General features: G+C 56.5%; 17 protein-coding genes. 13 read left to right on the plus strand and 4 right to left on the minus strand.

All coding sequences use genetic code 11. The features are described from left to right. Positions 1-69: 69 nt before the first annotated feature. The 4 genes from dmsA (at position 70) to AS136_RS05355 (ending at position 5425) form a co-directional block, all read left to right on the plus strand. Positions 70-2508: a dimethylsulfoxide reductase subunit A gene (dmsA, locus tag AS136_RS05340; RefSeq protein ID WP_016160562.1), complete on the plus strand. Its 2439-nt coding sequence runs from the start codon at positions 70-72 to the stop codon at positions 2506-2508. A gap of 10 nt (positions 2509-2518) precedes the next feature. Continuing rightward, positions 2519-3136, plus strand: coding sequence for a DMSO/selenate family reductase complex B subunit (locus AS136_RS05345; RefSeq protein ID WP_004201375.1), 618 nt, complete (start codon positions 2519-2521; stop codon positions 3134-3136). A gap of 1 nt (position 3137) precedes the next feature. Continuing rightward, positions 3138-4001 (plus strand): dimethyl sulfoxide reductase anchor subunit family protein, encoded by an 864-nt coding sequence (locus AS136_RS05350; protein ID WP_022066091.1) that lies wholly within the window; start codon positions 3138-3140, stop codon positions 3999-4001. A gap of 275 nt (positions 4002-4276) precedes the next feature. Next, positions 4277-5425 (plus strand): MFS transporter, encoded by a 1149-nt coding sequence (locus AS136_RS05355; protein ID WP_023322277.1) that lies wholly within the window; start codon positions 4277-4279, stop codon positions 5423-5425. Positions 5426-5590: 165 nt separating this feature from the next. Here the strand turns inward: AS136_RS05355 and pflA are convergent, their stop codons facing one another. The 4 genes from pflA to ycaO form a co-directional block, all read right to left on the minus strand. Further along, a complete protein-coding gene (gene pflA, locus AS136_RS05360) occupies positions 5591-6331 on the minus strand; it encodes a pyruvate formate lyase 1-activating protein (protein ID WP_002898145.1) in 741 nt (246 codons plus the stop codon). A 191-nt stretch (positions 6332-6522) separates the two neighbouring features. Continuing rightward, complete coding sequence (gene pflB, locus AS136_RS05365; protein ID WP_008805852.1) at positions 6523-8805, minus strand: formate C-acetyltransferase; 2283 nt, start codon at positions 8803-8805, stop codon at positions 6523-6525. Between the two features lie 51 nt (positions 8806-8856). Next, the gene (gene focA, locus AS136_RS05370) at positions 8857-9714 is read right to left on the minus strand and encodes a formate transporter FocA (protein WP_008805853.1); all 858 of its coding nucleotides are present in this window, start codon (positions 9712-9714) and stop codon (positions 8857-8859) included. Between the two features lie 385 nt (positions 9715-10099). Continuing rightward, positions 10100-11860, minus strand: coding sequence for a 30S ribosomal protein S12 methylthiotransferase accessory factor YcaO (gene ycaO / locus AS136_RS05375; RefSeq protein WP_012968619.1), 1761 nt, complete (start codon positions 11858-11860; stop codon positions 10100-10102). Between the two features lie 116 nt (positions 11861-11976). Here ycaO and AS136_RS05380 point away from each other — a divergent pair, with 116 nt between their 5' ends. From AS136_RS05380 to lpxK, 9 genes are all read left to right on the plus strand, one after another. Beyond that, positions 11977-12669 carry a DUF421 domain-containing protein gene (locus tag AS136_RS05380; protein WP_012542321.1) on the plus strand — a complete coding sequence of 231 codons (693 nt, stop codon included), beginning with the start codon at positions 11977-11979 and terminating at the stop codon, positions 12667-12669. A gap of 188 nt (positions 12670-12857) precedes the next feature. Beyond that, complete coding sequence (gene serC / locus AS136_RS05385) at positions 12858-13946, plus strand: 3-phosphoserine/phosphohydroxythreonine transaminase (protein ID WP_008805856.1); 1089 nt, start codon at positions 12858-12860, stop codon at positions 13944-13946. 73 nt (positions 13947-14019) lie between these two features. Then, positions 14020-15303 carry a 3-phosphoshikimate 1-carboxyvinyltransferase gene (gene aroA / locus AS136_RS05390; RefSeq protein WP_063266681.1) on the plus strand — a complete coding sequence of 428 codons (1284 nt, stop codon included), beginning with the start codon at positions 14020-14022 and terminating at the stop codon, positions 15301-15303. Between the two features lie 174 nt (positions 15304-15477). Continuing rightward, entirely contained in the window at positions 15478-16161 is a 684-nt protein-coding gene (gene cmk / locus AS136_RS05395; protein WP_012542319.1) for a (d)CMP kinase, read from the plus strand. A gap of 133 nt (positions 16162-16294) precedes the next feature. Next, entirely contained in the window at positions 16295-17968 is a 1674-nt protein-coding gene (gene rpsA / locus AS136_RS05400; RefSeq protein WP_002898162.1) for a 30S ribosomal protein S1, read from the plus strand. A 151-nt stretch (positions 17969-18119) separates the two neighbouring features. Beyond that, complete coding sequence (gene ihfB / locus AS136_RS05405) at positions 18120-18407, plus strand: integration host factor subunit beta (protein ID WP_004100704.1); 288 nt, start codon at positions 18120-18122, stop codon at positions 18405-18407. Positions 18408-18612: 205 nt separating this feature from the next. Next, positions 18613-20877, plus strand: a complete 2265-nt coding sequence (locus AS136_RS05410) for a ComEC family protein (RefSeq protein WP_063266682.1) — start codon at positions 18613-18615, stop codon at positions 20875-20877. A gap of 36 nt (positions 20878-20913) precedes the next feature. Next, on the plus strand, positions 20914-22662 hold the full coding sequence (msbA, locus tag AS136_RS05415) for a lipid A ABC transporter ATP-binding protein/permease MsbA (protein WP_004201387.1): 1749 nt from the start codon (positions 20914-20916) through the stop codon (positions 22660-22662). Then, positions 22659-23639 (plus strand): tetraacyldisaccharide 4'-kinase, encoded by a 981-nt coding sequence (gene lpxK, locus AS136_RS05420; protein ID WP_063266683.1) that lies wholly within the window; start codon positions 22659-22661, stop codon positions 23637-23639. Before msbA ends, lpxK begins: the two co-directional genes overlap by 4 nt. Positions 23640-23657: the final 18 nt, after the last annotated feature.

A 23657-nucleotide genomic window follows, 5' to 3' on the forward strand; every position in this document is an offset into this window, starting at 1 on the left:
TTTCAAAGCAATATATATATGACTATATAGCGCTTTTCAGTTTATTGTGAGCAACCAAAGCGAGTATCCATGAAAATTAAAGCCCCCGATGCTTTACTGGCTGCTGAGGTAAGCCGCCGTGGTCTGATGAAAACCACGGCAATAGGCGGCCTGGCGCTGGCCAGCAACGCACTAACATTACCCTTTACCCGACTGGCGCATGCCGCCGATACGCCGGCACCCGCCAACGAGAAGGTGGTCTGGAGTGCCTGTACCGTCAACTGCGGCAGCCGCTGCCCGCTGCGCATGCACGTGGTGGATGGCGCGATTAAATACGTCGAAACCGATAATACCGGTGACGATAACTATGACGGTTTGCACCAGGTCCGCGCCTGCCTGCGCGGGCGTTCGATGCGCCGCCGCGTCTATAACCCGGATCGCCTGAAGTACCCGATGAAGCGCGTTGGCAAACGCGGGGAAGGGAAATTCGAGCAAATCAGCTGGGAAGAGGCGTTCGATACTATCGCCAGCAATATGCAGCGGCTGATTAAAGAATACGGCAACGAATCCATCTATCTGAACTACGGCACCGGTACGCTCGGCGGCACGCTGACTCGTTCCTGGCCGCCAGGAAAAACGCTGATTGCCCGTCTGATGAACTGCTGCGGCGGTTATCTGAACCACTATGGCGATTACTCTTCGGCGCAGATTGCCGAGGGCCTCAATTATACCTACGGCGGCTGGGCCGACGGCAATAGCCCGTCGGATATTGAAAACAGCCAGCTGGTGGTGCTGTTCGGCAATAATCCCGGCGAAACGCGGATGAGCGGCGGCGGGGTGACGTACTACCTTGAGCAGGCGCGGCAGAAATCCAATGCCCGGATGATCATTATCGATCCACGCTATACCGACACCGGCGCCGGACGCGAAGATGAATGGATCCCGATTCGCCCCGGCACCGATGCGGCGCTGGTATCGGGTCTGGCGTGGGTGATGATCACCGAGAATCTGGTCGATCAGCCGTTCCTCGATAAATACTGCGTGGGATACGACGAGAAAACGCTGCCCGCCGATGCGCCAGCCAATGGTCACTACAAAGCTTACATTCTTGGCCAGGGCACGGACGGTATCGCCAAAACGCCGGAGTGGGCCTCGACGATTACCGGTATTCCGCGCGAACGCATTGTTAAACTGGCGCGCGAAATTGCCACCGCCAAACCGGCCTATATCAGCCAGGGTTGGGGGCCGCAGCGTCACGCCAACGGCGAAATCGCCACCCGGGCTATCTCGATGCTCGCTATCCTGACGGGTAACGTCGGGATCAACGGCGGCAACAGCGGCGCGCGCGAGGGCTCTTACAGCCTGCCCTTTGAGCGCATGCCGACGCTGGAGAATCCGGTTCAGACCAGTATCTCGATGTTTATGTGGACCGACGCTATTGAGCGTGGTCCGGAAATGACCGCGCTGCGCGACGGCGTTCGTGGCAAAGATAAGCTCGACGTGCCGATCAAAATGATCTGGAACTATGCGGGCAATTGCCTGATTAACCAGCATTCTGAGATCAACCGTACCCATGAGATCCTGCAGGACGACAAGAAGTGCGAGATGATCGTAGTCATCGACTGCCATATGACCTCGTCCGCGAAATACGCCGATATTCTGCTGCCGGACTGCACCGCCTCCGAGCAGATGGATTTCGCGCTGGATGCCTCCTGCGGCAACATGTCCTACGTCATCTTTGCCGATCAGGCCATCAAGCCGCGTTTCGAATGCAAAACCATCTATGAGATGACCACCGAGCTGGCAAAACGCCTCGGTGTGGAGCAGCAGTTTACCGAAGGCCGTACCCAGGAAGGCTGGATGCGCCATCTGTATGAACAGTCGCAGAAAGCGATTCCTGACCTACCAGATTTCGACACCTTCCGCCAGCAGGGCATTTATAAGCAGCGCGATCCGCAAGGACACCATGTGGCCTACAAAGCCTTCCGCGAGGATCCGCAGGCCAATCCGCTGACCACGCCGTCGGGCAAGATCGAAATCTACTCGCAGGCGCTGGCGAAAATCGCGGCCACCTGGGAGCTGCCGGAAGGGGATGTTATCGATCCACTGCCGATCTACACCCCGGGCTTCGAAAACTACAACGATCCATTGACGGCGAAATACCCGCTACAGCTGACCGGCTTCCACTATAAATCGCGCGTTCACTCAACTTACGGCAACGTCGATGTACTGAAGGCCGCCTGTCGGCAGGAGATGTGGATTAACCCGATCGACGCGAAGCAACGCGGCATTGCCAACGGCGATCGCATTCGCATCTTCAACGACCGTGGAGAAGTGCATATTGAAGCGAAGGTGACGCCGCGCATGATGCCGGGCGTTGTCGCGCTGGGGGAAGGGGCCTGGTATAACCCGGACGCTTCACGGGTGGATCAGGCGGGCAGCATTAACGTGCTGACCACCCAGCGTCCGTCGCCGCTGGCGAAGGGGAACCCGTCGCATACCAACCTCGTCCAGGTTGAGAAGCTGTAAGGAGTAACCGATGACAACTCAGTATGGATTTTTTATTGATTCCGCCCGTTGCACCGGTTGCAAGACCTGCGAACTGGCCTGTAAGGATTACAAGAACCTGACCCCGGAGGTCAGCTTCCGCCGCATCTATGAGTATGCCGGTGGCGACTGGCAGGAGGATAACGGTGTCTGGAATCAGAACGTTTTTGCTTATTACCTCTCCATCGCCTGTAACCACTGCGAAGATCCGGCCTGCACCAAGGTCTGTCCGAGCGGGGCAATGCACAAGCGTGAAGATGGTTTTGTTGTGGTCAACGAAGAGGTGTGCATTGGCTGCCGTTACTGCCATATGGCCTGCCCGTACGGCGCCCCGCAGTACAACGCCGACAAGGGCCACATGACCAAGTGCGACGGTTGCCATGAGCGCGTCGCCGAGGGGAAAAAGCCGATCTGCGTCGAGTCCTGCCCGCTGCGGGCGCTTGATTTCGGGCCGATTGCCGAGCTGCGCGCTAAGCATGGCCAGCTGGCCGCGGTAGCCCCGCTGCCGTCGGCGCACTTTACCAGGCCGAGTATCGTTATTAAACCTAACGCCAATGCCCGGCCGTGTGGCGATACCACCGGTTACCTGGCGAATCCGAAGGAGGTGTGAGATGGGAAACGGATGGCATGAATGGCCGCTGATGATCTTTACTGTCTTCGGCCAGTGCGTCGCGGGCGGGTTTATCGTCATGGCCCTGGCGCTGATGACGGGCAATCTTTCTCGCGAGCAGGAGCAGCGCGTGGTTGGGAGTATGTTTGGCCTGTGGGTATTGATGGGGATCGGGTTTATCGCCTCGACAATGCACCTCGGTTCGCCGCTACGGGCCTTTAACTCGCTGAATCGCGTGGGAGCCTCGTCGCTGAGTAATGAGATAGCCAGCGGGGCGATCTTCTTCGCCGTCGGCGGGATTGGCTGGCTACTGGCCGTGTGTAAAAAACTGCCTGCCGGCCTGCGTAGCCTGTGGCTGATAGTCACCATGGTGCTGGGCGTGATCTTCGTCTGGATGATGGTGCGGGTATACAACACTATCGACACGGTGCCGACCTGGTACACCGTCTGGACGCCGCTGAGCTTCTTCCTGACGCTGTTTATCGGCGGTCCGCTGCTGGGCTACCTGCTGCTGCGCGTGGCAGGCGTTGACGGTTGGGCGCTGCGCTTGCTGCCGGTGGTTACTTTGTTGGCGCTGCTGGCGAGTATTGTCGTGGTCCTGATGCAGGGGAGTGAACTCGCCACTATCCGCAGTTCAATCCAGCAGGCCTCCGCTCTGGTGCCGGATTATGGGTTGCTTATGGCCTGGCGTATGGTGCTGCTGGCGCTGGCCCTGGCCTGCTGGTGCGTGCCGCAGATCCGCGGCCGCAAGCCGGCGGTCTCGCTGCTTAGCCTGGCGTTTGTTCTGGTGCTGGCGGGAGAGATGATTGGCCGCGGCGTATTCTATGGTCTGCATATGACCGTGGGGATGGCTATCGCCAGTTAATCGGCGTCATCATGCCGGCGGTCATACGCCGGCATGATGAAAACGTGCTGTCGATAGATGAAATTTTTCAACTGAAATCAACGTCGACATTTATTAATAAATTAAGAAAAACAACAGTGTATTATCTGTTGCCTCACCTTTACCCATTCTGTGGATAAAAAACTTCTATCGTAGCCTGCAAAACCGCATCACGCCTGATTTCAGGTGGATTGACAATGTTTTTAGCGGTGGCATGATGCGCTCGCGATCTGAACATTCCTCACGGTTTTTTACCCATGACCATCTACACCCGGCCAGTGCAAATGCTGCTCTGTGGCCTGCTTTTATTGACCCTGGCGATAGCGGTGCTGAATACGCTCGTCCCGCTCTGGCTCGCCCATGAAAATATGCCAACCTGGCAGGTCGGCATGGTGGGGTCATCCTATTTTACCGGCAACCTGGCCGGTACGTTGCTGGCTGGTTGGGTGATTAAGCGCCTTGGGTTTAACCGCAGCTATTATCTCGCGTCGTTAATTTTCGCCGTCGGCTGCGTAGGGCTGGGGATCACCGTTGGCTTCTGGACGTGGCTGAGCTGGCGGTTTATCGCTGGCGTAGGCTGCGCGATGATTTGGGTGGTGGTGGAAAGCGCGCTGGTCTGCAGCGGGACTTCCCGCAGCCGCGGCCGTCTGCTGGCGGCGTACATGATGGTCTATTATGTCGGTACCGTACTGGGCCAGCTGATGGTCAGTAAGTTACCTACCGATTTAATGAGCGTCCTGCCGTGGGTGACTGGCCTGGCGCTGGCGGCGATCCTGCCGCTGCTGTTCACCCGTATTATGGGACAGGCTGAAGAGCCGCACGAAACAGTTCGTATCTGGCCAATGCTGAAGCTGCGCCAGGCGCGCCACGGGGTCAATGGCTGTATTATCTCGGGGATTGTCCTCGGTTCGCTGTATGGCCTGATGCCGCTGTGGCTGAACCATCAGGGTGTGAGCGACTCCGGCATTGGCTTCTGGATGGCGGTGATGGTGAGCGCGGGGATCCTCGGCCAGTGGCCGGTAGGGCGCCTGGCTGACCGCTATGGCCGTCTGCTGGTGCTGCGGGTGCAGGTCTTTGTGGTCATTCTGGGCTGTATGGCGATGCTGAGTCAGGCGGCAATGGCCCCGGCGCTGTTTGTGCTTGGGGCATCCGGTTTCACGCTGTATCCGGTGGCGATGGCCTGGGCCTGCGAAAAAGTCGAACATCACCAACTGGTGGCGATGAATCAGGCGCTGCTGATGAGTTATACCATCGGCAGTCTGCTGGGCCCGACCCTGACAGCAATGCTGATGCAGAATTTCTCAGACAATCTGTTATTTATCATGATCGCCAGCGTGTCGTTTATCTATCTGCTGACCCTGCTGCGTAAAGCCGGGCATCATCCGACGCCGGTGGCGCACGCATAACCATTCTGACGTGCAGCGAAGGCTGCACGTCATCTGTTTCTATCGCATGTTTTCCACTGCAGAGAGACGGCATTGCGCTTTTCATGAGGATCAACGGCGGGGCTGGAATGATTTCCAGTGTCGCTTCGGGCCGGCGTAAGCGCACCACCGACCCTGATGAGGCTCTTAGTACATCACCTTGTGACCATACTGCTCAAGAATGCCTTTCACCCGCTCCATGGTCTCTTTTTTCGGCGGATGAACGCCGTCCAGCTTGTACTCTTCGCCCATCGCTACCCATTTGTGTTTGCCCAGCTCATGGTAGGGCAGCAGTTCAATTTTCTCGACGTTGCCCATATCGCGGGTAAATTCGCCCAGGCGGTGCGCGGAGTCATCATCGTCTGACCAGCCCGGAACCACGACGTAGCGGATCCAGACATTGATATTCTTTTTCGCCAGATACTGGGCAAACTCGAGGGTGCGGTGGTTGGAAACGCCGACCAGGTTCTGGTGGATCTCATCGTTCATCTGCTTAAGATCCAGCATGACCAGGTCAGTCACCTCCAGCAGTTCGTCGATAACCGGATCGTAGCGACGGACAAAGCCGTTGGTATCGAGACAGGTATGAATACCTTCCTTTTTACAGGCGCGGAACCAGTCGCGAACAAACTCCGCCTGCAGGATCGCTTCGCCGCCTGATGCCGTAACGCCGCCGCCGGAGGCATTCATAAAGTGACGATAGGTCACCACCTCTTTCATTAACTCTTCAACGGTGATTTCTTTGCCGCCGTGGGTATCCCAGGTGTCACGGTTATGGCAGTACAGGCAGCGCATCAGGCAGCCCTGGAAAAAGGTAATAAAGCGGATGCCCGGGCCATCAACGGTGCCACAGGATTCAAAGGAGTGAATGCGACCAATAACTGACATTGCGGTGTTTTCTCCAGATGTGGCCCATCCGGGGCCGTGTTGGTGCACAGCTCAGCGGCTGCGTCGAGTCTGTTTTGACAGGTACCCAAAGTATAGATAACTGGCAAAGCAGGCTGGGGCGGGGATCACTTGTTAAAAAGGCCCCACTGATGTGGGGCCTTTATTGTACGCTTTTTCAGTCAGACTGGGAATTACATGGTCTGAGTGAAGGTACGGGTAATAACGTCCTGCTGCTGTTCTTTGGTCAGGGAGTTAAAACGTACGGCGTAGCCAGATACGCGGATGGTCAGCTGCGGATATTTTTCCGGGTTTTCCATCGCGTCGAGCAGCATTTCGCGGTTCATGACGTTCACGTTCAGGTGCTGACCACCTTCGATGGACGCTTCGTGGTGGAAGTAACCATCCATCAGACCGGCCAGGTTGGTCTTACGAACTTCGTCATCTTTACCCAGCGCGTTCGGCACGATAGAGAAGGTGTAAGAGATACCATCTTTCGCGTAAGCAAACGGCAGTTTAGCAACGGAAGTCAGTGAGGCAACAGCACCTTTCTGGTCACGACCGTGCATCGGGTTAGCACCTGGTCCGAACGGCGCGCCAGCGCGACGACCGTCTGGGGTGTTACCGGTTTTCTTACCATATACCACGTTAGAGGTGATGGTCAGAACAGACTGAGTCGGGATAGCGTTGCGGTAGGTGTGCAGTTTCTGAATTTTCTTCATGAAACGTTCAACCAGGTCAACGGCCATGTCATCGACGCGAGCATCGTTGTTACCAAACTGCGGGTATTCGCCTTCGATTTCGAAGTCGATAGCCAGACCGTCTTCGTCACGAATCGGTTTAACTTTCGCATATTTGATAGCAGACAGGGAGTCAGCAGCAACGGACAGACCAGCGATACCACACGCCATGGTGCGGATAACGTCACGGTCGTGCAGCGCCATCAGAGAGGCTTCGTAGCTGTACTTGTCGTGCATGTAGTGGATGATGTTCAGCGCGGTGACATACTGTTTCGCCAGCCAGTCCATGAAGTGATCCATGCGATCCATGACTTCGTCGAAGTTCAGGACGTCGCCTTTGATCGGTTCAGATTTCGGACCTACCTGCATTTTCAGTTTTTCATCCACGCCGCCGTTGATAGCGTACAGCATGGTTTTCGCGAGGTTAGCACGAGCACCGAAGAACTGCATTTGCTTACCAACAACCATCGGGCTTACGCAGCATGCGATAGCGTAGTCGTCGTTGTTGAAGTCCGGACGCATCAGGTCATCGTTCTCATACTGCAGAGAAGAGGTATCGATGGACACTTTAGCCGCGAATTTCTTGAAGCTCAGTGGCAGTTTTTCAGACCACAGGATAGTAATGTTCGGCTCCGGAGACGGCCCCATGGTGTACAGGGTGTTCAGGAAGCGGAAGCTGTTTTTGGTGACCAGAGTACGGCCGTCAACACCCATACCGCCGATGGATTCTGTTGCCCAAATCGGGTCGCCGGAGAACAGTTCATCATATTCCGGGGTACGCAGGAAGCGAACCATACGCAGTTTCATGACCAGGTGGTCAACCATTTCCTGCGCGTCTTGCTCGGTGATTTTACCGGCCTGAAGGTCACGTTCGATGTAGATATCCAGGAAGCTGGAGGTACGACCGAAGGACATTGCTGCGCCGTTCTGAGATTTCACGGCAGCCAGGTAACCGAAGTAGGTCCACTGGATAGCTTCCTGAGCAGTCGTTGCCGGACCGGAGATGTCGTAGCCATATTTAGCCGCCATCTCTTTGATCTGACCCAGTGCACGGTGTTGTTCAGAGATCTCTTCACGCAGACGGATGGTCGCTTCCAGATCTTCGCCGCTTTCCAGTTTTTCTTGCAGAGACTGGAACTGAGCGTATTTGTCTTTCATCAGGAAGTCGATACCGTACAGCGCAACGCGACGGTAGTCACCGATGATACGACCGCGGCCGTAAGCATCCGGCAGACCGGTCAGCACGCCGGATTTACGGCAGTTCAGGATGTCTTTGGTGTAAACATCAAATACGCCCTGGTTGTGGGTTTTACGGTACTCGGTAAAGATTTTTTTCAGCATCGGATCCAGCTCGCGATTGTACGCTTTGCAGGAACCTTCAACCATTTTAATACCACCGAACGGGATGATCGCACGTTTCAGCGGCGCTTCGGTCTGCAGACCAACGATTTTTTCCAGACCTTTCTCGATATAGCCAGCGTCGTGAGAGGTGATGGTGGAAGCCAGGGCAGTGTCAAAATCAACAGGCGCGTGAGTGCGGTTTTCCTGTTTTACACCTTCCATTACGGTGTCCCACAGCTTGGTGGTCGCTTCAGTTGCGCCAGCCAGGAAGGATTCGTCGCCTTCATATGGGGTGTAGTTTTTCTGAATAAAGTCACGGACGTTGACTTCATTCTGCCAGTCACCTTTCGCAAAACCTTCCCAGGCTGTGGCTAACTTTTCATTAAGCTCGGACATGTAACACCTACCTTCTTAAGTGGATTTTTTATTTACTGCCTGAAACAACCCTTAGTGATGGTCGTTGCCACGCAGGTAAATGACCCAGTATGTCAACCCGACCAGCAAACCTCCGCCGATAATGTTCCCGATAGTCACCGGAATCAGGTTATCAGTGATGAAGTTCATAACGGTCAAGTGTGAGAAACTTTCCGGAGTTGAACCGATAGCGGTCCAGAATTCCGGGCTCGCAAAATTGCGGATTACGATACCCATCGGGATCATAAACATGTTGGCGATGCTGTGCTCAAAGCCGCTGGCAACAAACATCGCTACCGGCAGGACCATGATCATCGCTTTATCCATCAGGCTACGACCGGAATAGCTCATCCATACGGCGAGACAAACCATCAGGTTAGCGAGGATACCCAGGCTCACGGCCTCCACAAAAGTATGGTGCAATTTGTGGTCAGCGGTCTGCAGGACGTTTAGCCCCCAACCGCCGTTGGCAGTCATATATTCGCCTGATAACCACATCAGCAGCACAAACAGCAGTGCGCCCACCAGGTTACCAAAATAGACGTTGAGCCAGTTTTTTGCCAGTTGCCCCCAGGTGATTCGACCGCTGGCTTTCGCCACCACGATCAGCACAGTAGAGGTAAAGAGGTCAGCGCCGCAGATAACGCACAGAATCAGACCCAGGGAAAAACAGACCCCACCGATAAGCTTGGCAATCCCAAAAGGCATCGCGGCAGTGCCGGTGGTCGCGGTGATATAGAATACGAAAGCGATGGAGATGAAAACGCCAGCGGTGATCGCCAGATAAAAGGTCTTCATCGGATGCTTCGTTGCTTTATAGACACCTGCTTCTTCGGCGACTTTCGCCATCGCGGCAGGGAGCAAAAGATCAAAAGGGTTGTCAGCTTTCACACTAACTCTCTCTTTATATAAGTTGGCGGTGAGATACTAACAAAGCATTATAGAAGGGAAATTGATATAGATCATATCTCACCGGAACTATATGCCTTTTTAGTGTGTGGTTTTTGCTTGTTTGATGCTTAACTATTTGAATTTTTTATGGAAAATAAATTTTAAAATTTATAAGTTATGTTGAATTTTTTCGTTTTTGCCCCAGTATTTGAGTTAATTAAAATGGAGTATTTTATTTTAAATTAACAATTGGTAAATGATATAAGTGCGATATTTACTATTAATTAACTTTACAACTACAAACTATAGTGGCTCCCTCGCCAGGTTAAAATAACGGAGCCGCATCGGGCTCCGTTGTTGGCAAGCATGTTGGCGTAATGGGGGCTTATTTTGCCCAGAACGCCGCTTTCGCCCGCTGCAGCTTTTCATACGCTTTCAGCAGCGACTGATGAGCCGGGAAGGCTTGCAGATCGCTGTCGACAGCCTGAAGGCCATAGAACGGGGCTTCGCCGCTCAGCGCAGCGCTGGCGGCTTCGACCGCATCGGCGCCATACATACGGATGAAGGCGTTCAGATACTGCAGCGGCTGACGCTCCTCTTCCTGGCTCAGCAGCAGCAGGGTCTGCAGGCAGCGATAGTAGTTTGCGCGCTCAGGGCTGAAGACAGAGGCATTGAATTCCATGGTCCATTCGGTCCAGATCAGCGCCTGTTCCAGATCGCCGCCAGCCAGGGCCAGCATCGCTTTCAGCTCGCCGACGCGCAGGGTATACCAGCCGTTGTCTTTCCCGGTGGCAAGGCCCAGCAGTTCGCGAACGCGGGTGAAATCATCCAGGCCTTCGTCATCCATTTGTTCGATGAGCGCCAGATAATCTTCTTTTTCCCACTCGCTGCCCGGCAGAGACAGAATTGTGTCCCGCAGATGGGCGCCCATGCTGTTGTTTGCCAGCCACAGGTCTTCTGCCGGATAAATATCCGACATGCCCGGAACGATGATACGGCAGGCGTAAACGCCCAGATGCTCGTAGTCGGCAATGTACACTTCTTTATCTTCGGCCTTGAAGATGGCCATCAGGGTGGCGAACTCTTCTTCGGTGGTGCCGGAGAAACTCCAGTCAACGAACGGATAGTCGGCATCCTGCTTGAACATATCCCAGGAGATCAGGCCGCTGGAGTCGATGAAGTGGGTTTCGAGGTTCGCGTGCTCGGCGACTTCTTCGTCATCAAAGGTCGGCGGCGTAAAGACATCAAGGTCTTTCAGGCTGCGACCCTGCAGCAGTTCTGTGACCGTACGCTCCAGCGCCACGCCGAAGTCCGGGTGGGCGCCAAAGGAAGCGAAGCAGGTGCCGTTAGTCGGGTTAAACAGCACGACGCAGATAACCGGGTATTTGCCGCCCAGCGAACCATCGTAGGCGAAAATCGGGAAGCCTTCGGCTTCAAGTTTTGCGATCGACTCCACGACGCCAGGATAGCGCGCCATGACTTCCGCCGGGATCTCCGGCAGGCTGATGCTCTCTGCGATGATGCGGTTTTTTATGTGACGTTCAAAGACCTCTGACAGGCCCTGCACACGTGCTTCATTCGGGGTATTCCCTGCAGACATACCGTTGGATACGTACAAGTTGCCAACGATATTCATCGGAATATAGACGGTTTCGCCGTCGGACTGGCGGGTAAAGGGCAGGCCGCATACGCCGCGCTCATCGTTCCCCGACTGCAGATCCACCAGCATGCTGGCGGTCAGCTGATCGTCCGGATCGTAGAACGCGAGCAGACGGGCATCCAGCAGACCTTCCGGGACATCGTCGTTTTCGGTCAGCGGGAACCACTTTTCGTTCGGGTAGTGAACAAACGGGCCATTAGCGATAGTGTCGCCTAACCAGAAGTCGGCGAAGAAATAGTTGGTGGACAGGCGCTCGAAATATTCGCCCAGCGCGGAGGCCAGGGCTGCCTTTTTGGTGGCGCCTTTACCATTGGTAAAGCACAGCGCGCATTCTTTATCGCGAATGTGAACGGACCACACGTGCGGCACCGGGTTCAGCCACGAGGCCTCTTCGATATCAAATCCGAGGTCGAGCAATTTTTGCTGGAAGCGAGCGATGGAATCTTCCAGGGCGGCATCTTTGCCGGGAATAAACGTTTGGGTCATGGCGATCACTTTTGTCGTACGGAAAGCGCGCAATGATACGGCTTTTATCTGACAGGTGCTATCTCCATCATCTGGCTATGCTTAGAGGCAACTTATGACCCACAGGGAGATGATAGATGAAAGCCTTTGACTGGCAGCGGATGGCGCTCGATAAAGTGCCGGTGGAGTTTCTTGCCGAGGTGGCGTTGCGCAGCCTCTATACCTTCGTTCTGGTCTTTATTTTCCTCAAGATTACCGGACGGCGCGGCGTGCGGCAGATGTCGCTGTTCGAGGTGTTGATTATTCTGACCCTCGGTTCGGCGGCAGGGGACGTGGCGTTTTATGACGATGTACCGCTACTGCCGGTGCTGGTGGTCTTCATCACGCTGGCGCTGCTGTATCGCGGCATCATGTGGCTGATGGGGCACAGCGAAAAGCTGGAGGATCTCCTGGAAGGTAAACCTATCGTGGTGGTCGAGGAGGGGCAGTTGGCGTGGGAGAAGCTGCATGCGGAAAACATGACCGAATTCGAATTCTTTATGGAGCTGCGGGTCAACAGCGTCGAGCAGCTTGGCCAGGTCCGGCTGGCGATCCTTGAAACCAACGGGCAGATCAGCGTGTTTTATTATCCGGATGAAGAGGTCAGAGCGGGGTTGTCTATCCTGCCTACCCACTGTACTGCGCGTTACACCACGATTCCGCAGGAGGGGATCTATGCCTGCGTACGCTGCAGCATCGTGATGGCGATGCAGGCGGGAGAAAAGCGAATATGTTCCCGCTGCGCAAATGCAGAATGGTCGAAGGCCAGCCGAGCGAAACGACTCACCTGACAGCAAATATGTCGGTTTTATTACGTCAAGCCGATAGATTCTGTTGTGTGACGGTGGCCGCGTTTTACCGTCGGCGAGTTTTAGCCATTGCGGACCGTGTCACTGAATGATAAAACCGATAGCCACAGGAATAACTTATGCCCGCGGCGGTTCGCGGGCAAAACAACATAGCAACGTGGTGAGGGGAAATGGCTCAGGTCTATAACTTCAGTTCGGGCCCGGCAATGCTGCCGGCGGAAGTACTCAAACTGGCTCAGCAAGAACTGTGCGACTGGCACGGTCTGGGTACGTCGGTCATGGAGATCAGTCACCGTGGTAAGGAGTTTATCCAGGTGGCAGAAGAGGCAGAACAGGACTTCCGCTCTCTGCTGAATATCCCTTCCAACTATAAAGTTTTGTTCTGCCACGGCGGCGGCCGCGGCCAGTTCGCGGGGATCCCGCTGAACATCCTCGGCGATAAAAACGTCGCTGACTATGTGGACGCCGGCTACTGGGCCGCCAGCGCGGTCAAAGAGGCGAAGAAATACTGCACGCCGAACGTTATCGACGCGAAAATCACTGTCGATGGCAAGCGAGCTGTTACGCCGATGAGCGAGTGGCAGCTGACGCCGGGCGCGGCCTATCTGCATTACTGCCCGAACGAAACCATTGACGGTATCGCGATTGATGATACGCCGAATTTCGGCGACGACGTCATCGTCGCTGCTGATTTCTCCTCCACCATTCTGTCCCGCGAAATTGACGTCAACCGCTTCGGTGTAATCTACGCCGGCGCGCAGAAAAATATTGGCCCGGCAGGGCTGACGCTGGTCATCGTGCGTGAAGATCTGCTGGGCAAAGCCAGCGTGGCCTGTCCGTCGATCCTCGACTATACCGTGTTAAGCGAGAACGACTCGATGTTTAACACGCCGCCGACGTTCGCCTGGTATCTGGCTGGTCTGGTGTTTAAGTGGCTGAAACAGCAGGGCGGCGTCGCTGCGATGGATAAAATCAACCAGCAGAAAGCCGAACTGCTTTATGGCGTTATCGATAACAGCGGGTTCTACCGTAACGATGTGGCGCAAGCCAACCGCTCACGCATGAACGTGCCGTTCCAGCTGGCGGACAGCGCACTGGACAAACTGTTCCTCGAAGAGTCGTTTGCCGCCGGGCTGCACGCGCTGAAGGGCCACCGCGTGGTGGGCGGCATGCGCGCCTCCATCTACAATGCGATGCCGCTGGACGGCGTGAAGGCGTTAACCGACTTTATGCTGGACTTCGAACGCCGCCACGGTTAATCGCCTGTTTCTTTCTTCCTCCCCGCGGCCTGTCTGCGGGGTTTTTATTCTGTTTGTTTGAGAGTGAAGTTTGATGGAATCCCTGACGTTACAACCCATCGCACGCGTAGAGGGCACCGTGAACCTGCCAGGTTCGAAAAGCGTCTCCAACCGCGCGCTGCTGCTGGCCGCTCTGGCCCGCGGCACGACGGTGCTGACCAACCTGCTGGACAGCGACGATGTGCGCCATATGCTGAATGCCCTGAGTGCGCTGGGGGTTCAATATACCCTGTCTGCCGACCGCACCCGCTGCGAAGTGACCGGCAACGGCGGCCCGCTGCGCGCTGCTGCGGCGCTGGAGCTATTCCTCGGCAACGCCGGAACCGCGATGCGTCCGCTGGCGGCGGCCCTGTGCCTTGGCAGCAACGATATTGTGCTGACCGGCGAACCGCGGATGAAAGAGCGCCCGATCGGCCATCTGGTGGATGCCCTGCGTCAGGGCGGCGCTCAGATCGACTATCTTGAGCAGGAAAATTATCCACCGCTGCGCCTGCGCGGCGGTTTTCAGGGCGGGAACGTCGAGGTTGACGGCAGCGTCTCCAGTCAGTTCCTGACCGCGCTGCTGATGACCGCGCCGCTGGCGCCGCAGGATACCGTGATCGCCATTAAGGGCGATCTGGTGTCGAAACCCTATATCGACATTACGCTGCACCTGATGAAAACCTTCGGCGTTGAGGTGGACAATCAGTCTTATCAGCGTTTTGTGGTGCGCGGCAAGCAGCAGTATCAGTCGCCAGGGGATTACCTGGTGGAAGGCGATGCTTCCTCGGCCTCGTATTTCCTCGCCGCTGGCGCCATTAAGGGCGGCACGGTAAAAGTCACCGGTATCGGCCGCGGCAGTGTGCAGGGCGATATCCGTTTCGCCGACGTCCTGGAGAAAATGGGCGCTACCGTGACCTGGGGCGACGATTTTATCGCCTGCACCCGCGGCGAGCTCAAGGCTATCGATATGGATATGAACCATATCCCGGACGCGGCGATGACCATCACCACCGCCGCGCTGTTCGCGCAAGGGACCACTACGCTGCGCAATATCTACAACTGGCGGGTCAAAGAGACGGACCGTCTGTTCGCCATGACGACCGAGTTGCGTAAAGTGGGCGCCGAGGTGGAAGAGGGTGAAGATTATATTCGCATCACCCCGCCGGCAAAGTTGAAATATGCTGAAATCGGCACCTATAACGACCACCGGATGGCGATGTGCTTCTCGCTGGTGGCGCTGTCTGATACGCCGGTGACCATCCTTGATCCCAAATGTACGGCCAAAACGTTCCCGGACTATTTTGAGCAACTGGCGCGGATCAGTACCCTCGCCTGAGTAAAACTTTGTCATCCCGCGGGCTGATGTCCTGTCAGCCCGCTATAATTGCGCAAAACTTCTGCTTTTCATTTCCTGTAGTCCGTAATTTACAAGCAATGCTCACTTTCCGGCGTATTGATGCGTATAATGCGCGGCGTTTATATTCCATGCGCCTTGCTGAAGGAGAAAAAGATGACGGCGAATATTCCGGTAATCACCATTGATGGGCCTGGCGGTGCGGGTAAAGGTACGTTGTGCAAGGCAATGGCGGAAGCGCTGGGCTGGCATCTGTTAGATTCAGGCGCGATCTACCGCGTTCTGGCGCTGGCGGCGCTGCATCATCATGTTGACGTAGAGTCCGAAGAGGCGCTGGTGCCCCTGGCGGCCCATCTTGACGTGCGCTTTATTTCTACTGACGGCACCCTGGAAGTGGTGCTGGAAGGGGAAGATGTCAGCGGCGAAATTCGCACTCAGGAGGTCGCCAATGCCGCCTCGAAAGTGGCCGCTTTCCCCCGCGTTCGCGAAGCGCTGCTGCGCCGCCAGCGTGCTTTCCGTGAACTGCCGGGGCTCATCGCCGACGGGCGCGATATGGGCACGGTGGTTTTCCCGGACGCGCCGGTGAAAATTTTCCTCGATGCCTCGGCCGATGAGCGGGCGCATCGCCGCATGCGGCAGTTGCAGGAAAAGGGCTTTGATGTTAACTTTGAACGTCTTTTGTCCGAGATAAAAGAGCGTGACGATCGCGACCGAAATCGCGCCGTGGCGCCGCTTGTCCCGGCTGCCGATGCATTAGTTCTCGATTCAACAGAACTAAACATTGAGCAAGTGATTGAAAAAGCGCTACAATATGCGCGCGAAAAATTGGCCGTTGCGTGAGCCTTAACCGGTAGCGCGCCGAAGCCTCCGAATTATAGCAGTACCCCGCGGCAATGGATGGTCAGCGGGTATGTGAAACAACCCCATCCGGCACGGAGCCAGGTGGACGTTAATATTAACCTGAAGATTAAACATGACTGAATCTTTTGCTCAACTGTTTGAAGAATCCTTAAAAGAAATCGAAACCCGCCCGGGTTCCATCGTTCGTGGTGTTGTTGTTGCTATCGACAAAGACGTAGTACTGGTTGACGCCGGTCTGAAATCTGAGTCCGCCATCCCGGCTGAGCAGTTCAAAAACGCCCAGGGCGAGCTGGAAATCCAGGTTGGTGACGAAGTTGACGTTGCTCTGGATGCAGTAGAAGACGGCTTCGGTGAAACTCTGCTGTCCCGTGAGAAAGCTAAACGTCACGAAGCTTGGATCACGCTGGAAAAAGCTTACGAAGACGCTGAAACTGTTACCGGTGTTATCAACGGCAAAGTTAAAGGTGGCTTCACTGTTGAGCTGAACGGTATTCGTGCGTTCCTGCCGGGTTCCCTGGTAGACGTTCGTCCGGTGCGCGACACGCTGCACCTGGAAGGCAAAGAGCTTGAGTTCAAAGTCATCAAGCTGGACCAGAAGCGTAACAACGTTGTTGTTTCTCGTCGTGCCGTTATCGAATCCGAAAACAGCGCAGAGCGCGATCAGCTGCTGGAAAACCTGCAGGAAGGCATGGAAGTCAAAGGTATCGTTAAGAACCTCACTGACTACGGTGCATTCGTTGATCTGGGCGGCGTTGACGGCCTGCTGCACATCACCGATATGGCCTGGAAACGCGTTAAGCATCCGAGCGAAATCGTAAACGTTGGCGACGAAATCACTGTTAAAGTGCTGAAGTTCGACCGCGAGCGTACCCGTGTATCCCTGGGCCTGAAACAGCTGGGCGAAGATCCGTGGGTAGCTATCGCTAAACGTTATCCGGAAGGTACCAAACTGACCGGTCGCGTGACCAACCTGACCGACTACGGCTGCTTCGTTGAAATCGAAGAAGGCGTTGAAGGCCTGGTTCACGTTTCCGAAATGGATTGGACCAACAAAAACATCCACCCGTCCAAAGTTGTTAACGTTGGCGACGTTGTGGAAGTGATGGTTCTGGATATCGACGAAGAGCGTCGTCGTATCTCCCTGGGTCTGAAGCAGTGCAAATCTAACCCATGGCAGCAGTTCGCGGAAACCCACAACAAGGGCGACCGTGTTGAAGGTAAAATCAAGTCTATCACTGACTTCGGTATCTTCATCGGCCTGGACGGCGGCATCGACGGCCTGGTTCACCTGTCTGACATCTCCTGGAACGTTGCAGGCGAAGAAGCAGTTCGTGAATACAAAAAAGGCGACGAAATCGCAGCAGTTGTTCTGCAGGTTGACGCAGAGCGTGAGCGTATCTCCCTGGGCGTTAAACAGCTCGCGGAAGATCCGTTCAACAACTACGTTGCTCTGAACAAGAAAGGCGCTATCGTTGTTGGTAAAGTCACTGCAGTTGACGCTAAAGGCGCAACCGTAGAACTGGCTGACGGCGTAGAAGGTTACCTGCGTGCTTCTGAAGCATCCCGTGACCGCGTTGAAGACGCAACTCTGGTTCTGAGCGTTGGCGACGAAGTTGAAGCGAAATTCACCGGCGTGGATCGTAAGAACCGCGTAGTGAGCCTGTCTGTACGTGCGAAAGACGAAGCGGAAGAAAAAGACGCTATCGCTACCGTGAACAAGCAGGAAGACGCGAACTTCTCCAACAACGCTATGGCTGAAGCGTTCAAAGCAGCGAAAGGCGAGTAATCTTTGTCATTCAGGTAATAACAACCTGAATAGTGACGAGTTTACTTGACAGATTGCAGGATTCGTCCTGTAATCAAGCACAAAGGGCGGCTACGGCCGCCCTTGTTTAAGCTGTTAGCTAATTTTTGCCTTGAAGGAAACCGGAGGAATAATGACCAAGTCAGAATTGATTGAAAGACTTGCCAGCCAGCAATCTCACATTCCGGCGAAAGCGGTGGAAGATGCTGTTAAAGAAATGCTGGAACATATGGCCTCAACGCTTGCTCAAGGTGAGCGCATTGAAATCCGCGGTTTCGGCAGCTTCTCTCTGCACTATCGAGCACCTCGCACCGGACGTAACCCGAAAACTGGTGATAAAGTCGAACTGGAAGGTAAGTACGTTCCGCACTTTAAGCCCGGGAAAGAATTACGTGACCGCGCCAATATTTATGAAGAGTAAGTTGCACGACGTGCAACCTGCCTGATGATAAAAAAAGCACCTGCGGGTGCTTTTTTTGTGTCCGCGATTTACCTCCAGCTTCGCAAAAAAACCGTGCCTGACTGCAACAGATACGATTGTCTGGAAGGCGCTACGCACGCCTGAATTCAGCGGCGGGACGCCACCGTCGCTTTGCGTAACACTGCCTGCTCACAGGGAGGTGTTTATGCGTCTACCATGGCTTGCCGGATGCGCCAGCATCGCGATGCTGCCGCTACTCTGGCTACCCGTCTTGCCGGGCCCGCACGTTCTGGCGAGCGCGTGCCTTGCGGCGCTGTTGCTGACCCGCCTGCGCGGAACGGCCATGGCTTGTGTGGCGATGACGCTTCTGCTGATGATCTGGGGAGTATTGAGCGCGCATCAGGCGCTGTGGCCGACCCGGCACCTTACCGGCGCCATCCGGCAGGCGGAAGTGATCCTCAGCGAGACGGATGGCCAGGCCCTGCACCGTTGTCAGATTGTGCGCCTGGCGGGCCGCTACCTGTTTCCCCCGGTGGGCGTGACGCTGTACGGGGAACTTACACCTGCGCCCGCCTGTGCGGGTCAGCACTGGTTGATGACGCTGCGCCTGCGCCCGGTGCACGGGCAGCTCAACGACGGGGGCTTCGACAGCCAGCGTTATGCGCTGGCGCAGCACCGGCCGCTGAGCGGGGGGATTGTTGCAGCTTCCGCGCTGGATCCCCGCTGCAGCCTGCGCGCCCGCTACCTGGCGTCGTTGACCCGGCGTCTGGAGCCTTATCCCTGGCGTGCGGTGATGCTGGGATTAGGGATGGGGGAGCGACTGACCCTGCCGACGGCGATTAAGGTCCTGATGCAGAACACGGGCACCTCCCATCTGATGGCCATCTCTGGTCTCCATATCGCCCTCGCGGCTTCCCTTATCGTGCTCCTGCTGCGCGGCGTGCAGTATATTCTCCCGGGCCGCTGGATCGGCTGGCGGTTGCCGCTGCTGGCCGGGCTGGCCGGCGCCGTCTGCTATGCCTGGCTGACCGGCATGCAGCCGCCGGCGCTGCGCACCTGCGTAGGGTTGGGCGTGTGCTGCGCCTTACGCTTGTCGGGCCAACGCTGGACGGCGTGGCAGGTGTGGCTCTGCTGTCTGGGGGCGATACTCGTTACCGACCCGCTGGCGGTGCTGTCGCAAAGCCTGTGGCTATCCGCTTTCGCCGTGGCGGGGCTGATCTTCTGGTTTCAGTGGGTACCGCTGCCTGCCGGTCGCTGGCGCTGGCCATGGAAGGCACTGTTCGCCCTCGTTCATTTGCAGGCTGGCGTGACGCTGTTGCTGATGCCGCTCCAGCTCCTGCTCTTCCATGGCGTCAGCCTGACGTCCATGGCCGCCAATTTGCTGGCGGTACCCTTAGTGACCCTGCTGGCGGTGCCGCTTATTCTCGGCGCGATGCTGCTGCATCTCACAGGACCGGGGATGGTGGAGTCGCTGCTCTGGCTGGCGGCCGATCGCGTGCTGGCGCTGCTGTTCTGGGCATTACGGCGTTTACCGGACGGCTGGCTGCCGCTGGACGCCCGCTGGCTCTGGATCAGTAGCCTGCCGTGGCTGCTGGTGATGGGCTGGCGCTTTCAGAGCTGGCGGCATTTCCCGGCCCTGTGTCTGAGCGTGCTGTTCCTGCTGATGCGGCCCTTCTGGAGGCCGTTTCCCGCGGACGAATGGCGGGTGACGATGCTGGATGTCGGGCAGGGGCTGGCGATGGTTATCGAACGTCACGGCAAGGCGCTCCTCTATGATACCGGGCCAGCATGGCCGCAGGGCGACAGCGGTCAGCAGGTGATTATCCCGTGGCTGCGCTGGCATCATCTGCAGCTGCAGGGCATTGTGCTAAGCCACGAGCATCTGGATCATCGCGGCGGCCTTAATTCAGTGCTACAGGCATGGCCGCAGGCGTGGGTGCGCAGCCCTTTAGGCTGGGCGCGTCATCTGCCGTGTCATCGCGGCGAGCGCTGGCAATGGCAGGGACTCAACTTCCAGGCCCTGTGGCCGCTGCCGGGCAGCACGGCAAAGGGTAATAATCACTCCTGCGTGGTGCGCATCGATGATGGTCGCTCCAGCATCCTGCTCACCGGCGATATAGAACGTCAGGCAGAGCAGGCGATGATCAGCCGTTACTGGCAGCATCTGACGTCTACACTTATCCAGGTTCCCCACCACGGTAGCAACACCTCTTCCAGCGAATTGCTGGTCCACCGGGTAGAGGGTGAGGCCGCGCTGGCATCCGCTTCGCGCTACAATGCGTGGCGGATGCCCTCGTACAAGGTGGTTCAGCGCTATCGCCAGCGGGGGTATCGCTGGTTCGCCACGCCGCAGCAGGGACAGATAACGGTGGTTTTTTCCGCAGAAGGGTGGCAAATCCATAGCTTACGGGATCAAGTTTTACCACGTTGGTATCATCAGTGGTTTGGCGCGCCCGCCGATAACGGGTAGAATATGCGGCTATTTCAACACAAGCTGGTTTATTGAATGCAGAACGATAAAGATCTCTCCACGTGGCAGACCTTCCGCCGACTTTGGCCGATTATTGCACCGTTTAAAGCCGGGCTAATCGTCGCGGCGGTGGCGTTAGTGCTTAACGCGGGCAGTGACACCTTCATGTTATCGCTTCTTAAACCGTTATTGGATGATGGTTTTGGTAAAACGGATCGCTCAGTGCTGCTATGGATGCCGCTGGTGGTTATCGGGCTGATGGTGCTGCGTGGGATCACCAGCTACATCTCGAGCTATTGTATCTCCTGGGTTTCCGGCAAAGTCGTGATGACCATGCGTCGTCGCCTGTTCGGCCACATGATGGGCATGCCGGTGGCCTTCTTTGACAAGCAGTCTACCGGGACGCTGCTGTCACGCATTACCTATGATTCTGAGCAGGTCGCCTCATCTTCCTCCAGCGCGCTGATCACCGTGGTCCGCGAAGGGGCATCGATTATCGGCCTGTTCGTGATGATGTTCTATTACAGCTGGCAGCTGTCGCTGATCCTGATCGTACTGGCGCCGATCGTGTCGGTAGCAATCCGCGTGGTCTCCAAGCGTTTTCGTAATATCAGTAAGAATATGCAGAACACGATGGGGCAGGTCACCACCAGCGCTGAGCAGATGCTGAAAGGGCACAAAGAGGTGCTGATGTTTGGTGGCCAGGAGGTGGAAACCAAACGTTTTGATAAGGTCAGCAATAAAATGCGTCTGCAGGGGATGAAGATGGTTTCTGCCTCGTCTATCTCCGACCCGATCATTCAGCTTATCGCGTCGCTGGCGCTGGCCTTTGTCCTGTATGCCGCCAGCTTCCCGAGCGTAATGGACACCCTGACCGCCGGGACCATTACCGTGGTCTTCTCCTCAATGATTGCGCTGATGCGCCCGCTGAAGTCGCTGACCAACGTCAATGCCCAGTTCCAGCGTGGGATGGCGGCGTGCCAGACGCTGTTTGCGATCCTCGATTCCGAGCAGGAAAAAGACGAAGGTACGCGGGTCATTGAGCGGGCCAAAGGCAATCTCAAGTTTGAGAACGTCACGTTCACCTATCCGGGGCGCGAAGTGGCCGCGCTGCGCAATATCAATCTCGATATCCCGGAAGGGAAAACCGTCGCGCTGGTGGGGCGCTCAGGGTCGGGTAAATCGACCATTGCCAGCCTGATCACCCGCTTCTACGATGTTGACGACGGCCAGATCCTGCTGGATGGTCACGACCTGCGCGAGTACAAGCTGAGCTCGCTGCGCGACCAGGTGGCACTCGTTTCACAGAACGTGCATCTGTTCAACGATACTGTCGCCAACAACATCGCCTATGCCCGTACCGAAGAGTACAGCCGCGAGCAGATTGAAGAGGCCGCGCGAATGGCCTACGCCATGGACTTCATCAACAAGATGGACAATGGTCTGGATACGATCATTGGTGAGAATGGCGTAATGCTGTCCGGTGGCCAGCGCCAGCGTATTGCTATCGCCCGTGCGCTGCTGCGTAACAGCCCGATCCTGATCCTTGATGAAGCCACCTCGGCGCTGGATACCGAGTCCGAGCGAGCCATTCAGGCAGCGCTGGATGAGCTGCAGAAAAACCGCACCTCGCTGGTTATCGCCCACCGTCTGTCGACCATTGAGCAGGCTGATGAAATTGTGGTGGTTGAAGATGGGCGGATCGTGGAACGCGGAACGCACCACGATCTGCTGGAGCATAAGGGCGTGTACGCCCAGCTGCATAAGATGCAATTCGGCGAATGATCGCGCGCATCTGGTCCGGGGAATCGCCGCTGTGGCGCCTGCTGCTGCCACTCTCCTGGCTGTATGGCCTGGTGAGCGCGGTGATTCGCCTCAGCTATAAGCTGGGGTGGCAAAAAGCCTGGCGCGCGCCGGTGCCGGTGGTGGTGGTCGGTAACCTGACCGCCGGCGGCAATGGTAAAACGCCGGTGGTGATCTGGCTGGTGGAGCAGCTGCAGCAGCGCGGTATTCGCGTGGGGGTGGTCTCTCGCGGCTACGGCGGTAAAGCCGACCGCTACCCACTGGTATTAACTGACCGGACCAGTACGGCGCAGGCGGGTGATGAGCCGGTGTTAATTCATCAGCGTACCGGCGCGCCGGTGGCGGTTTCTCCGCTGCGCAGCGACGCGGTGAAAGCGCTGCTCAGCGCGCACGATCTGCAGATTATCGTGACCGACGACGGGTTGCAGCACTATAAGCTGGCGCGGGACAGAGAAATTGTCGTTATCGACGGCGTGCGCCGCTTTGGCAACGGCTGGTGGCTGCCTGCCGGGCCGATGCGCGAGCGGGCGTCGCGCTTGCAAAGCGTTGATGCGGTTATCGTTAACGGCGGCGTGGCGCGTCCGGGGGAGATCCCGATGCAACTGCGTCCAGGGATGGTGGTTAACCTGCTTACCGGCGAACGTCGCGATGTCTCGACTTTCACGAACGTAGTGGCGATGGCTGGCATCGGCCATCCGCCGCGCTTTTTCGCCACCCTTGAAAGCTGTGGCGTCCAGCCGGTCAAAACCGTGGCGCTGGCGGACCATCAGGCGCTGAGCCAGGCCGATGTCGCCGCCCTGGTAACCACCGGGCAGACGCTGCTAATGACCGAGAAAGACGCGGTGAAATGTCGCGATTTCGCCGCCGCAAACTGGTGGTATTTACCGGTCGACGCCATAATGGCCGATGAACGCGCACAGCGGTTGCTTGCGGACTTAGCGACGTTGGCGCAACGTTAACTGACGCGCCGGCTTTGC

It is taken from the genome of Klebsiella sp. D5A, from assembly GCF_001620885.1.
GTDB lineage: Bacteria > Pseudomonadota > Gammaproteobacteria > Enterobacterales > Enterobacteriaceae > Klebsiella > Klebsiella variicola.